Source organism: Arthrobacter sp. 05L428, from assembly GCF_056397665.1.
Genome location: NZ_JBFTNW010000011.1, coordinates 53,786 through 67,079 on the forward strand (window position 1 = coordinate 53,786; position 13,294 = coordinate 67,079).

13 protein-coding genes are annotated in these 13,294 nt (G+C 68.0%); 2 read left to right on the forward strand and 11 right to left on the reverse strand.

The window, feature by feature from the left end; all coding sequences use genetic code 11:
- Positions 1 to 128: 128 nt before the first annotated feature.
- Together AC1DH3_RS16080 and hflX are read right to left on the reverse strand one after the other, a co-directional pair.
- Positions 129 to 2,261 (reverse strand): ATP-dependent DNA helicase, encoded by a 2,133-nt coding sequence (locus tag AC1DH3_RS16080; RefSeq protein WP_476893587.1) that lies wholly within the window; start codon positions 2,259 to 2,261, stop codon positions 129 to 131.
- Positions 2,254 to 3,837 carry a GTPase HflX gene (gene hflX / locus AC1DH3_RS16085; protein WP_476893588.1) on the reverse strand — a complete coding sequence of 528 codons (1,584 nt, stop codon included), beginning with the start codon at positions 3,835 to 3,837 and terminating at the stop codon, positions 2,254 to 2,256. Before hflX ends, AC1DH3_RS16080 begins: the two co-directional genes overlap by 8 nt.
- Before the next feature lie 560 nt (positions 3,838 to 4,397).
- On the opposite strand from hflX, the gene AC1DH3_RS16090 reads away from it, so the two are divergent.
- Entirely contained in the window at positions 4,398 to 5,012 is a 615-nt protein-coding gene (locus tag AC1DH3_RS16090; protein WP_441419404.1) for a class I SAM-dependent methyltransferase, read from the forward strand.
- Here AC1DH3_RS16090 and dapF read toward each other — a convergent pair.
- From dapF to AC1DH3_RS16120, 6 genes are all read right to left on the reverse strand, one after another.
- Complete coding sequence (gene dapF, locus AC1DH3_RS16095; protein WP_476909749.1) at positions 4,993 to 5,949, reverse strand: diaminopimelate epimerase; 957 nt, start codon at positions 5,947 to 5,949, stop codon at positions 4,993 to 4,995. The two genes, AC1DH3_RS16090 and dapF, sit on opposite strands and share 20 nt — an antisense overlap.
- Positions 5,950 to 6,098: 149 nt before the next feature.
- Entirely contained in the window at positions 6,099 to 6,977 is an 879-nt protein-coding gene (gene miaA / locus AC1DH3_RS16100) for a tRNA (adenosine(37)-N6)-dimethylallyltransferase MiaA (protein ID WP_476909773.1), read from the reverse strand.
- Positions 6,978 to 7,083: 106 nt separating this feature from the next.
- Entirely contained in the window at positions 7,084 to 8,628 is a 1,545-nt protein-coding gene (gene miaB / locus AC1DH3_RS16105; RefSeq protein WP_476893590.1) for a tRNA (N6-isopentenyl adenosine(37)-C2)-methylthiotransferase MiaB, read from the reverse strand.
- Between the two features lie 71 nt (positions 8,629 to 8,699).
- The gene (locus AC1DH3_RS16110) at positions 8,700 to 9,185 is read right to left on the reverse strand and encodes a regulatory protein RecX (RefSeq protein ID WP_476909750.1); all 486 of its coding nucleotides are present in this window, start codon (positions 9,183 to 9,185) and stop codon (positions 8,700 to 8,702) included.
- Positions 9,186 to 9,330: 145 nt separating this feature from the next.
- On the reverse strand, positions 9,331 to 10,380 hold the full coding sequence (gene recA / locus AC1DH3_RS16115; RefSeq protein WP_138769744.1) for a recombinase RecA: 1,050 nt from the start codon (positions 10,378 to 10,380) through the stop codon (positions 9,331 to 9,333).
- 252 nt (positions 10,381 to 10,632) lie between these two features.
- Positions 10,633 to 10,851 (reverse strand): DUF3046 domain-containing protein, encoded by a 219-nt coding sequence (locus tag AC1DH3_RS16120; RefSeq protein ID WP_476909751.1) that lies wholly within the window; start codon positions 10,849 to 10,851, stop codon positions 10,633 to 10,635.
- A gap of 41 nt (positions 10,852 to 10,892) precedes the next feature.
- Here AC1DH3_RS16120 and AC1DH3_RS16125 point away from each other — a divergent pair, with 41 nt between their 5' ends.
- Positions 10,893 to 11,414 carry a MarR family winged helix-turn-helix transcriptional regulator gene (locus tag AC1DH3_RS16125; protein ID WP_441419401.1) on the forward strand — a complete coding sequence of 174 codons (522 nt, stop codon included), beginning with the start codon at positions 10,893 to 10,895 and terminating at the stop codon, positions 11,412 to 11,414.
- 104 nt (positions 11,415 to 11,518) lie between these two features.
- Here the strand turns inward: AC1DH3_RS16125 and AC1DH3_RS16130 are convergent, their stop codons facing one another.
- From AC1DH3_RS16130 to pgsA, 3 genes are all read right to left on the reverse strand, one after another.
- Positions 11,519 to 11,971, reverse strand: coding sequence for a helix-turn-helix domain-containing protein (locus AC1DH3_RS16130; protein WP_138769747.1), 453 nt, complete (start codon positions 11,969 to 11,971; stop codon positions 11,519 to 11,521).
- Between the two features lie 138 nt (positions 11,972 to 12,109).
- A complete protein-coding gene (locus AC1DH3_RS16135) occupies positions 12,110 to 12,640 on the reverse strand; it encodes a CinA family protein (protein ID WP_476909752.1) in 531 nt (176 codons plus the stop codon).
- Positions 12,637 to 13,275, reverse strand: a complete 639-nt coding sequence (pgsA, locus tag AC1DH3_RS16140) for a CDP-diacylglycerol--glycerol-3-phosphate 3-phosphatidyltransferase (RefSeq protein ID WP_476909753.1) — start codon at positions 13,273 to 13,275, stop codon at positions 12,637 to 12,639. Before pgsA ends, AC1DH3_RS16135 begins: the two co-directional genes overlap by 4 nt.
- Positions 13,276 to 13,294: the final 19 nt, after the last annotated feature.

The following is a 13,294-nucleotide window of genomic DNA, read 5'->3' on the forward strand; positions in this document are numbered from 1 at the left end:
CGGTGCCGCGGTGACCCGGCAGTGCCGGTCCCGGGCGCGGAAAAGCGGGCGGGAACGCAAGCGCCGGCCCACATACCCCCGGCCCGGCCCCGGCCGACGGCAGCCTGCGTGGCGGGCCGCTTCACCGGTTACGTGGCGGGCTGCTTGGGGCTCTCCTTGGCGAGGCGTTCCAGGGCGGCCAAGGCCACCGAGGTGTCGGTAGTGGGCCAGAAGGGGGGCAGGGCGGCCCGCAGGAACGCTCCGTACCGTTCGGTGGACAGCCTGGAATCGAGGACCGCCACCACGCCCTTGTCCGACGTCGAACGGATCAGCCGGCCGGCGCCCTGGGCGAGGCGGATGGCCGCGTGGGTCGCCGAGACGCTCATGAAGCCGTTGCCGCCGGACTGGGCCACAGCCCGGGAGCGGGCGGTCATCAATGGATCGTCCGGCCGCGGGAACGGGATCCTGTCAATCACCACCAGGCGGCAGGAGTTCCCGGGCACGTCGACGCCCTGCCAGAGCGACATGGTGCCAAAGAGACAGGTGTCCGGCTCATCGGCGAACTGCTTCACGAGCGCGGTCATGGTCGACTCGCCTTGGCAGAGAATGCTCAGGCCCAGCCGGGGACGCATCGCCTCGGCCGCATCCTCGGCGGCGCGCCGGGAAGAGAAGAGACACAGGGCGCCGCCGCCGGAGGCACGGATCAGCTTCTCGAGCTCATCGAGGGCTTCCGGGGATGTTCCCCGGCCCGGCTTGGGCAGGTGCTTGGCAACGTAGAGGATGCCTTGCTTCGGATATTCGAAGGGCGAACCGACGTCGACGCCCGTCCAGCTGGGTGCGCCCGGGCCCACCAGGCCGAGCCCTCCGGCCGCCGGCTCGAAAGCCGAACCGATCGCCAGGGTTGCCGATGTCAGGACGACTGTATGGTCGGCGAACAGTCCCTCGCGGAGCCGACCGGCGACGCTGAGCGGGGCGATGTTGATCAGGGCCGGCGCGGAGTCATCGGGCTGCGAGTAGCCCTGTTGCGGGTCGAAGCTGCTGTTGCGGGAGAACCAGACCACCTCGCGGTTCTCCTTGGCGGCCAGAAGCCGTTCGCACAGTTCCAGGATCACCATCAGCCGGGACCGCGCAAGCTGCCGGCCGCCGTCGGCCGTGTTGGCGCTGTCCCCCTTTGAATCGGAGAGCGCGGCGCGGCAGGCGTCGCGCAGCTGGTCCACGCAGTCGAGCTGTTCGCTGTTCAGTCCGTTCGGCATCAGGCCGCTGGGAACGCCCTCGATGGCGAGCTCAAGGTTGGACGCGGCGTTATTGAGCGCATCTACCGTGATCCCGGCGTGCTTGCGGGCGCCGGAGGCGGCGGCGTGGACCATGGCCACGGACAGCTGGCCGGACACGGCGCCCGTGACCCGGTCCTGCAGTTCGTGCGCCTCGTCCACCACCACGACGTCGTATTCGGGCAGCACGGCCAGGCCCTCGAAGGCGCTGACGGCCAGCATGGCGTGGTTGGTAACCACCACATCGGCGTCGGCGGCGTTCTGGCGGGCGAGTTCGCTGAAGCATTCGGCGGCGAGCGGGCACTTCTGCGCGCCCAGGCACTCCATGGAGGTAACGGAGACCTGCCGCCAGGCACGGTCGGTCACGCCCGGCATGAGCTCGTCGCGGTCCCCGGTCTGGGTGTCCTCGGCCCATTCGCGGAGCCGGACCACTTCCTTGCCGAGCTGCGAGGACGGGCCGCCCATCGCGGCCGCGAAGTGCGGCACCGAGGTGTCCTCGCCGAGGGAGAACAGTTGGCCCTCGGACGGTTCCTCGGAGGGGAAGCCGCCTTCGAGCTTATGGCGGCAGACATAGTTGGACCGGCCCTTGACCAGTGCGACCTTCACCGGCCGCTCCAGGGCCGGGGTGATGGTCTTGAGCAGCCGGGGCAGGTCCCTGCCGACAATCTGGGTCTGAAGTGCCAGGGTGGCGGTGGAGACAAGGGTGGGCTTGTCGCTGACCAGCGAGTGGGCGATCAGCGGAATCAGGTAGGCCAGGGATTTGCCGGTGCCGGTGCCGGCCTGGACCAGCAGGTGGTCGCCGGTCTCGATCGCGCGCGCCACCTGCCGTGCCATTTCGTGCTGGCCGTCGCGGCTCTGGCCGCCCATGCCGGCGACCGCCCGGTCGAGCAGTTCAACCACGAACTGCTCGCCGGACGGACCGCTTTTAGCCTTGCCTTTAGCCGGGCCGCTTCCGGACGGCGCGCTTTCGGACGGCGCGGCCGCCCCCTCGGCCACCGCTGGTTCAGTCATTGCTGACGAAGGAATCCAGTTCGGCCGCGAGCCCCTCGCGCACCATCACCACGGCTCGGGTGCCGGTCTCCTCGTGGTCGAGGCTGATGATCTCGGCGTCGGTCTCGTGCAGCTTGCTGAGCAGGTCCCCGCGGTTGTACGGGATCATCAGTTCCATCTTGACGCTGGGCCGCGGAATGCCCTCGCTGATGGCCTTGAGCAGCTCCGGGATGCCTTCCCCGGTGCGGGCCGAGACCACAACGTGGCGCGGCTCGCGCTGCTTGAGCCGTTCGATCACGAACGGGTCGGCGGCGTCGGCCTTGTTCAGGACGATGATTTCCGGCACCTTGCGGGCGTCGACTTCGCTGAACACCTTGCGGACGGCCGCAATCTGGCCTTCCGGATCTGGGTGGGAGACGTCGACGACGTGCAGGATCAGGTCCGAGTCGGCGACCTCCTCCAGGGTGGAGCGGAAGGCCTCCACGAGCTGGGTCGGCAGCGAGCGGACAAAGCCCACGGTGTCGGCGAGGGTGTACCCCAGGCCGTCCGAGGTTTCGGCCTTGCGGACCGTCGGGTCCAGGGTGGCGAACAGGGCGTTCTCCACCAGGACGCCGGCGTCGGTCAGGCGGTTCAGCAGCGAGGACTTACCGGCGTTGGTGTAGCCGGCGATCGCCACCGACGGCACGGCATTACGACGCCGGTTGGCCCGCTTCGTTTCCCGGGCCGGCTTCATCGCGGCGATTTCGCGCCGCAGCTTGGCCATCCGGGTGCGGATCCGGCGGCGGTCCAGCTCGATCTTGGTTTCACCGGGGCCGCGCGAACCCATGCCGGCTCCGGCGCCGCCCACCTGGCCACCGGCCTGGCGGGACATCGACTCACCCCAGCCGCGCAGGCGCGGGAGCAGGTATTCGAGCTGCGCCAGTTCCACCTGGGCCTTGCCCTCGCGGCTCTTGGCGTGCTGGGCGAAGATGTCCAGGATCAGGGCCGTGCGGTCGATGACTTTGACCTTGACGATGTCTTCCAGGCTGCGGCGCTGGGAGGGGGCGAGTTCGGCGTCGACCACCACCGTGTCGGCGCCGGTGGACATCACGATGTCCTTGAGCTCCTGGGCCTTGCCGGAGCCCAGGAAGGTGCCAGGGTCGGGCTTGGCGCGGCGCTGGACGAGCCCGTCGAGCACCTCGGAACCGGCCGTTTCCGCGAGGGCTGCCAGTTCGCGCAGGGAGTTCTCGGCATCGGCGAGGGTGCCTTCTGTCCAGAGCCCGGCAAGCACAACGCGCTCGAGGCGCAGCTGCCGGTACTCGACTTCGGTGACATCTTCGAGTTCCGTCGACAGGCCTGCGGTTCGGCGCAGCGCGTGGCGCTCCTCGAGGTCCTGTTGGTCGCCGTCGTAGCTGCTGTGTTCCTCATCCAGCCGCGAAATCGCCTGGGCCTTGCCGAACACCGCCCTGGACTCGCCGGGGTGCCCGGCGTCGGCGCTGCGTCCGGTCTTCGGGGCAGGGGCGTCTTTGGAGAGGATCCGGTCGATGACAGCCTGGATTTCCGCAGGGCTCATGTCCTGGGCGGCTGAATCGGGTCCGGTGTTGGGCTGACTGGTCATGGTCTCCTTTGAAGGGTCTACAACTTCAGAATAGTGCTGTTCGGTGTTTCGTGGCGCGGTATTCGCGCTGGGCTGACGACTATTGGTCATCCGTGCCTCCTGGGTTGCCTGGCGGCTGCGGCGCCGCTGGCCGGGCGGGGCTCCCTGGCAAAGCGCTAAACAAGGGAGCGGGGCGGTGGATATGGGAGGGGAATGGCGTCTGATGGCGCCGTGTGGCGGGGAGAAACGGTCCGTTCAGCACTGCGGCAACTGCTGCCGGGCACTGCTTTGGTTTAAAGCCCTTTGGCTTCAAGGCTTGACTCCAAGTGGTCTGGCGCCAGCGGGTGAGGCATTTGCATCACGGAGGGGGCGCACTGAGCGGAAGGTAACTACCTGCGTCGCTGCGGGGACGGGACATTCGACAACGAATCGAAGGCCCGTGCCGGTTACTTGAAGTTAAGGATCATGTTTTTAAGATTAGCAGACCGTGCGGTGGCCACGGCGCGGCGGGGCTGTGCCGGTCGCCGGCGTGTCCGGGCCGGTTTCCCATACCGCCGGACCGCCAACTAATCTGGCCAGTTATGGAGTCTGCACACTATTTCAGCGCCCAGCCCGCCGGGCCGTTCACCCGCAAGCCACTGACCGTGGAGCTTGCCGGCGAGCAGCGGCAACTGCAGACGTCCTCGGGAATCTTCAGCCCGGATGGAATCGATAAAGGGACCGCCGTCCTGCTGGCCGACGTCCCGGCCCCGGCACCGCAGGGAAACCTGCTGGACATCGGCTGCGGCTGGGGGCCGATCGCGCTGACCATGGCCCTGAGGGCGCCCCATGCCCGGGTTTATGCGGTGGATGTCAATGAGCGCTGCGTGGCGCTGACGAATGAAAATGCGGCCCTGCTGGGGCTGGAGAATGTCACGGCCAGCGCACCCGGGGACGTCGACCCGGAACTGCGCTTCGACACGATCTGGTCCAACCCGCCCATCCGGATCGGCAAGGACGAACTCCACGCCCTGCTGCTGCTTTGGCTGCCGCGCCTTGCCCCGGGCGGGTCGGCCTGGCTGGTGGTCCAGAAGAACCTTGGTTCGGATTCGCTTCAGCGCTGGCTGACGGCGGAGCTCGACAGCAGCTTCAGCGTCACCCGCGAGAGCACGTCAAAATCCTTCCGGATCCTGCGGGTCAGGAAAGCGTCCCGCTAGCAACAATCACGGCCGGGCCGCTAAGCTCCACGTGCTCGTGGCCGTCCGCGGCGAGGAAGAATTTCACGCCGACGACGCCGCCGGGAACCGCAACGTTCCAGGTGTCCGGGGCGCCCTGGCCGGCCCAGTGCCGGATCGCGACGGCGGCGGCGCAGGCGCCGGTCCCGCAGGACAGGGTCTCCCCCACTCCCCTTTCGTGCACGCGCATGGTGATGGTCCCGACACCGTCGTGAACGAGCGGCTCGGACGGCACGACGAACTCAACGTTGGTCCCGTGCGGCGGCACCGGGTCGACGCGGGGTGCCCTGAAGAGGTCCGTGGCGTCGAGTTCCGCGAGTTCCGCCAGCGCGACCACGGTGTGCGGGTTCCCCATGCTTACGGACAGCGCGGGCCTGGCGACTTCCAGACCGTCGGCGCTGACCAGCGAATCCATGGCCCGCGCGGTTGCTTCTCCCGGGAAGATGAACTCCCAGGGGCCCATGTCCACGGCGTAGCCGGCCGCCGTCCGGACCACGGTCTTCACACCGCCGCGGGTTCCGATGGTGAGCGACTCGCCGGCCGGCAGGTCGACCAGCCCCTCGTTGATGAGGAAGTGGACGAAGACGCGGACGCCGTTGCCGCACATTTCCGACAGCGAGCCGTCACCGTTGCGGTAGTCCATGAACCATTCGGCCCCGGGGTGGTCGCCAAGCAGCTCCCGGCCTTCGGCGAGCAGCCGAGAGGGAACGGCGCGGATGAGTCCGTCGCCACCGATGCCGCGGTGGCGGTCGCAGAGGGCGGCGACCTGCTCCGGGGTGACGGAGAGGGCACCGTTGGGGTCCGCGATCAGGACGAAGTCGTTGCCGGTTCCGTGGCCCTTCGAGAACTTCAGGCCGCCGAGCGCGGCAGTGCCTGAAGCAGCATGGTGGTCAGCGGCCGTGGCAAGGGTTTCGTCCATGCTCCAAGGTTACCGTTCCGGCCAGGCCGGGACGGAACCGTGACACCGGCCACCCCGTCAAAAGCCGCAGCGCCGGGATCCGTAGCGATGGATCTTTGGCGGTGGCTTCAGCGGGAGATCTTCAGCGGGAGATCTTCAGCGGGAGATCTTCAGCGGGAGAGCGCAGCGGCCTTCGCCAGCAGTCCGGGGTCCTGCCAGTCAAGCCAGTTGATCCGGGGGTCGGCGCGGAACCAGGTGAGCTGGCGCCGGGCGAACTGCCGGGTCGCGACAATGGTCTCTTCGGCGGCCTGCTCCTGGTCCGCCGCGCCGTCGACGACTTTCAGGAACTGCGCGTAGCCCAGTGCCCGCGAGGCGGTCTTGCCGCGGCGCAGCCCTTCGGCGTCGAGGCGCCGGACCTCCGCCAGCAGCCCCTGCTGCACCATCGCGTGGACCCGGGCGGCTAGGCGTGCCCGCAGCTGTTCGCGGTCCACCTGGAGCCCGATCTGCACGGCCGGCTGGAAGTACTCGCGCGTGGGCATGAAGGAGCTGAAGGGCCGCCCGGTCAGTTCGAAGACCTCCAGTGCCCGGATGACGCGGCGGGCATCACCCAGCCGCCCGGCCGAGATCGGATCCACGAGTTCCAGCCGGGTACGCAGCGGCGCGAGGCCGGCCGCTGCTTCCTCCGCTTCCAGGCGGCGCCGGATGGCGGGGTCGGTTCCGGGGAATTCGAGCACGTCCAGGGCGGCGCGGACGTATAAGCCTGAGCCGCCGGCGAGGATGGCCCGTTTGCCCCGGGCGTGGATGTCCGCAATCACGGCCCTCGCCTGCTGCTGGAAGTCCGAGACACTGGCCTCCTCGGTCACATCGAGGATGTCCAGCAGGTGGTGCGGCACTCCCCGGCGTTCGGCGGCGGTGATCTTGGCCGTACCGATGTCCATGCCGCGGTAGAACTGCATGGCGTCGGCGTTGACGACCTCGCCGTCGAGGGCCAGTGCCAGCGAGACAGCCAGATCCGACTTTCCGGAGCCGGTGGGCCCGACGACGGCGATGACCGGCGGTGTCGGTTCCGCGGCGCCGGAGTTTCCCGGTGCCGCGGAATCGTCGGGGGCGCCGGCAGGGTCGGGGCCGTCGTAAGGGGCGGGGGCGGGCACGGGGTTAGCGGCCGCGGACCGGGAGGCTCGGCATGCCCAGCGAAACGCCGGATGTGCCTCCCGAGCCGCTGCCGGCGGCCGGAGCGCCGCAGGAATCGGCCTGGGACCGGTCCCAGGCGTCGCCGGCGCGTGAGCGGCGCAGGCTGTAGTCGTCGGCAGTGGCCGGGTCGGCGACGAGGTGGAACGCCGCGGCCTCGGTGATTGTCACCGTGACGAGGTCTCCGGGGCGGGGTGCTTCGGCGCCGTCCGGCACGGAGAAGTGCACTAGGCGCTGGTCCTGGGCGCGGCCGGAGAGGCGGTGGGTTTCCCCGGCCTTTCGGCCCGACTGCGCAGTCACCATGACCTCGACGCGGCGGCCCAGCTGGCGGGCGTTCTCCTCGGCGGCGATCCGGTCCTGCAGGGCGGTGAGCCGTTCGAAGCGTTCCTGGACCACGGCCTTGGGCAGCTGGTCCGGGAGTTCCGCGGCAGGCGTGCCGGGCCGCTTGGAGTACTGGAAGGTGAAGGCGGTGGCGAAGCGGGACTTCTCCACGACGTCGAGCGTGGCCTGGAAGTCCTCCTCGGTTTCACCGGGGAACCCGACGATGATGTCGGTGGAGATGGCGGCATGCGGGATCTTCTCCCGGACCTTGTCCAGGATGCCGAGGAACTTGGTGGAACGGTAGGACCGCTTCATCTCCCGGAGCACCTTGTCCGAGCCGGACTGCAGCGGCATGTGCAGTTGCGGCATGACATTGGGGGTCTCGGCCATGGCGTCGATGACGTCGTCGGTGAAGGCGGCCGGGTGCGGGCTGGTGAACCGGACGCGCTCCAGCCCGGAGATCTCGCCGCAGGCGCGCAGCAGCTTGGAGAACGCCTGCCGGTCGCCGAACTCGACGCCGTAGGAGTTCACGTTCTGGCCCAGCAGTGTGACTTCGATGGCGCCGTCGTCGACGAGGGCCTGGATTTCGGCGAGGATGTCGACGGGCCGGCGGTCCTTTTCCTTGCCGCGCAGCGCGGGGACGATGCAAAAGGTGCAGGTGTTGTTGCAGCCGACCGAGATGGAGACCCAGCCGGAATAGACGGAGTCACGCTTGGTGGGCAGCGTCGAGGGGAACACATCGAGCGATTCCAGGATTTCCAGCTGCGCCTCGTCATTGTGGCGTGCGCGGTCCAGCAGGGCGGGCAAGGCGCCGACGTTGTGCGTTCCGAAGACGGCGTCGACCCAGGGCGCCTTCTTGAGGATGGTTTCGCGGTCCTTCTGCGCCAGGCAGCCGCCAACGGCGATCTGCATGCCGGGGTTGGCTTCCTTGACCGGGCGGAGGATGCCGAGGTTGCCGTAGAGCTTGTTGTCGGCGTTTTCCCGCACCGCGCAGGTGTTGAAGACGACGACGTCGGCCAGTTCGCCTTCGGAGCGGACGTAACCGGCGGCTTCGAGCATTCCGGACATCCGCTCGGAGTCGTGCACGTTCATCTGGCAGCCGAAGGTCCGCACCTGGTAGGTGCGGGCCGGGGCAGTCTCATCCGGATAAGGGGCTCCGCCGGCGGCGGGGGAAGGAATGGTCAAACTCACCTGTTAAGGGTACCGGTTCGGCGTGGCCGTATTCGCGGATGCCTCGTTTCGATGCCGCGAAGGGCCTCGCATCAGGCACCGCCGTCCTGCTCTTTGAGGCCAGCGTCCAGGACCTCCCCCACGATCCGGAAGGCCTGCGACGGCTGGTAGCCCTTTCGCGCGAGCATGGAGGCCAGCCGACGCACCGTTTTGTCCCGCTCGGCACGGTCTTCCAGTCCCCTCGCGTTGCGCAGCTTGCGTTCCACGAGTTCCCGCGCCGCGGTTTCCTCGTCCTCGTCACTGAGCTGTTCGAGGGCGCCGGCAGCGGTCTCCTCGTCGATGCCCTTCTCAGCCAGCTCCCGGCGCAGGGCGCCCTTGGCCAGCTTCCGCGTCTGGGACCTGCTCCGCACCCACATATCGGCGAACTCGGCGTCGTCGATGAGGCCGACCTCTTCGAAGCGGTCAAGGACGGCCTCGGCCACGTCGTCCGGGATGTTGCGCTCGGCCAGCTTGCGGGAAAGCTGCAGCCGGCTCTTGGGCGAGTTGGTCAGCTGCCGCAGCACGACGGCGCGTGCCACGGCGGCGGGATTAGCGTCGGCATCCTGCTCGGGCGCCGGCTGCACGGTCCGGTGCGGGTCGCCGGGGCCGTCAACGACGCCGGGGCCAGGATTCCGGGAAGAGAATCCTGACCCCTTACGGCGTCGTGCGGCGGAGGCCCGGCTGTTAGAAGCCGTCAACGGCCTTCAGCTTCGGTGATTCCTCCGGGTCGGCGGCCTTGACGCCGACGCCGAGCTTTTCCTTGATCAGGCGCTCGAGTTCGGCGGCGAGTTCCGGGTTGTCCCGCAGGAATCGCCGGGAGTTCTCCATGCCCTGGCCCAGCTGGTCCCCGTCGTAGGTGAACCACGAGCCGGACTTCTTGATCAGGCCGTGCTCGACACCCATATCGATGATGCCGCCCTCGCGGGAGATGCCCTGGCCGTAGATGATATCGAATTCGGCGATCTTGAAGGGCGGAGCCATCTTGTTCTTGACGATCTTCGCCTTGGTCCGGTTGCCGACAGAGTCCGCGCCCTCCTTGAGGGTCTGGATGCGGCGGACGTCGATGCGGATCGAGGCGTAGAACTTCAGCGCCTTACCGCCGGTGGTGGTTTCCGGGGAGCCGAAGAACACGCCGATCTTCTCGCGCAGCTGGTTGATGAAGATTGCCGTGGTCTTGGTCTGGCTCAACCGGCCGGTGATCTTACGCAGCGCCTGGCTCATCAGCCGCGCCTGCAGGCCGACGTGGCTGTCGCCCATGTCGCCTTCGATTTCGGCGCGGGGTACCAGAGCGGCGACGGAGTCGATGACGATCACGTCCAGCGAGCCGGAGCCGATCAGCATGTCCATGATTTCAAGCGCCTGCTCACCCGTGTCCGGCTGGGAGACGAGCAGCGCGTCGGTGTCCACACCGAGCTTGGCGGCGTATTCCGGGTCGAGGGCGTGCTCGGCGTCGATGAATGCGGCGATGCCGCCCTGGCGCTGGGCGTTGGCCACGGCGTGCAGCGCGACGGTGGTCTTACCGGAGGACTCAGGGCCGTAAATCTCGACGACGCGGCCGCGGGGCAGGCCGCCAATTCCGAGGGCCACGTCCAGTGCGATGGAGCCGGTGGGGATGACCTCGATGGGTGCGCGGACTTCGTCGCCCAGGCGCATGACGGAGCCCTTGCCGAACTGCTTGTCAATCTGGGCTAGCGCTGCGTCGAGCGCCTTCTGGCGATCCGGGGCTGCGGCCATGATTCACACCTCTAATACTTTCTCGCTGGAGAGTGGCCGTCGCGGCCGTTGTTATGTCATCCCTGACGCTAGTGGCAGCCACTGACAAAGTTGCCGCCGCCGTCGCGTATGTGGATAACGCTCTGAAAAAAGCATAGCCCGACCCGAACAGATATTCGAACAATCGCAGCGGCGTGTCAGTCGTCCGATGCCCGACGACCGGCGCCGGACCGGTGCCGGACCGGTGCCGGAGCGGCGCCGGGGAGGGCCCGGTCAGCGCGGCTTAGCGTCGCGGCCGAGCCGCCGTTCGGCGGGCACATCCTGGACATCGCAGAGCGCCAGCCAGACCTGTTTGGGCGGTACGCCCGCGCTAAGCGCCTGGTCCGCGGTGCGTCCGCCCACACCCGCCAGCACCAGGGAGCTGCTGAGGACCCGGGAATATCCCGCCCCGAACTCGTCGTCCATAAGCCGCCAGAAGTCGCTGATTCTCACCGATAAAGTCTCTCACGGGCGCGGACCCTAGAATGGTTGCTATGAGCAACCCAAGCGACGCCGCCCCGGATCCGGCGCCAATTTCCGGGACCGGCGAACCCGCCGCGGAGGAGGCGCTGGCCGCCGTCGAGCGCCAGTTGAGCCTGCTGTGGCGGCGTGCCCGTTCCATGTCGCAGCAGCTCTCCCGCCAAGTCCACCCCGAGATGGAGCCTGCGGCCTACGGGCTGCTGTCGGTCCTTCGGACCAAGGGGCCCATCCGGCTGACCGAACTGGCCTCCTGCATCGGCGTCGGCAAGCCCTCGGTGAGCCGCCAGGTCGCCTTCCTGGAAGGCCTCGGCCTGGTATCAAAGGAAGCCGACCCGCTGGACGGCCGCGCCCAGGCCATCAGCCTGACGGCCAAGGGCGAGGAGAAGATGCACCTGGTCCAGGATGCGCGCCGCGAGGTCTTCCGCGAACGGCTGGCAGAGTGGCCGGCCGGGGAACTGGAAGCCTTCGCCGGCTACATGGCGAAGCTCAACGCCACCTACGAACGCGACGGCTTCCCGCGCGACGAAGGCCTCTAAGCCGCTCCGGCGAAGGAGCACCGGCCAGAACATATGGCTCCAGAACACGGAAAAGGTCCCCGGCACACCGCCGGGGACCTTCCTTTGGATCGAATGGAGTGGGGCTAGCGGGCCCCGGAGAGCAGGCCTGTGGCCAGCTCGTCGTTCAGCTCGGTGTTGAGTTCACGGTCCAGGTCACGGCCGTAGCGCTGCGCAAATTCCTGGGGCACGGTGTCCGGTACCGCTACGCCCTCGGCCACGGCGACGCGGTCGCTGACTTCGCGGAGCATGCTGGACAACGGGACGTCGAGGGCCGAGCAGATCGAGGAGAGCAGCTCCGAGGAGGCTTCCTTCTGGCCGCGTTCCACTTCACTCAGGTAGCCCAGGGATACACGGGCACTGTGCGAGACTTCGCGGAGGGTACGGCCTTGGCGTTGGCGGACATCGCGCAGGACATCACCGATTTCGTGACGAAGTACAACCATCTTGCGCTCCTTCTGTTCGCTCTTTGCCTGATCGGCGAGGCCCACATCCTTCCAGCGGACAACGCCGTTTACGGATACGGGCTGCTTTACCATCTGTATCGCCTTGCTCCCTCGTATGTGTTGTTCGCGGTTTAGTGCGAACGTTGTGATGATTTCATCCTAGGCGCCACCCTTATTCGGGGGCGACACAATGTAACAACTATTCGGAATCAACTTTTGTTCCCGGCAACTTTACCCGCGGTAGCTTGCCGGCGATAGGGCTTCGAGCAGGCGCTCCAGGGCGGCGCCGCACGCCAGCGCCCGGATCTCCTGGCGGCTCCCCTCGAAGTGGTACGCGAACGACGTCGCGCCTTCTGCCGTGGCGAGTCCGATGAAAACGGTTCCCACATCCTTGCCGTCGTGCGCCTCCGGGCCCGCCACCCCGGTGGTGGCCACGGCGACGTCGGTACCGCACGCGGTGCGCGCACCGGCGGCCATCGCCGCGGCAACCTGACCGTCCACCGACCCGGCGGCGTCGAGGAGTTCGCGGGACACGCCCAGGATGCTGGCCTTGACCGAGTTCGCATAGGCGACCACACCGCCCTGCAGCATGCCGGACGCACCGGGGGTATCGGCCAGCACGGCGGCCACCATTCCGGCGGTGAGCGACTCAGCCGTGGCCACGGTCAGCCCGCGCTCAATGGCGCGGGCCACAGCCTGCTCGGCGAGCCGGTGCAGATTCGGGTGCAGCCCCGGGTGGGCGTTTGGCTGCGGATTGCTCATGGCGTCCCCTCCTGGACGTGCTGCTTTTTGGCCCGGATGCCGCTGGCGCGCAGCTTGAGGGCTTCAACGACATATTCGGCGCCGGTCCAGACCGTGATCGCCAGGGCGGCCATCATGACCGCGAAGGCCAGGAATCCCAGCCACGGCGCAATCGAGGCCAGCGGCATCACGTACAGGAAGATCGCCGCGGTCTGCACCACGGTCTTGAGCTTGCCGCCGCGGGATGCCGGGATCACGCCGTAGCGGATCACGAAGAAGCGCAGCGCCGTGACGCCCCACTCGCGGACGAGGATCAGGACCGTGACCCACCAGGGCAGTTCGCCGAGCAGGGAAAGCATCACCAGGGCCGAGCCGATCAGCAGTTTGTCCGCGATCGGGTCCGCGATCTTGCCGAAGTCGGTGATTAGCCCGCGGCTGCGCGCGATGTCGCCGTCGAGCTTGTCAGTGTAGATCGCCACCGCGAAGACGACGACGGCGGCCCAGCGCCACGCGCCGTTCTGCGCGTCCAGGCCCGGGGCATCGGCGAGGAGGAACCAGACGAAAAACGGCACCAGCGCGATCCGCAGCATCGTGAGGATGTTGGGCAGGTTCCAGATCCGCGGGGCGGACCCGGCGTTGGTTTCGGCGCTAGTCACCTTCCTAGGCTACCGTCTC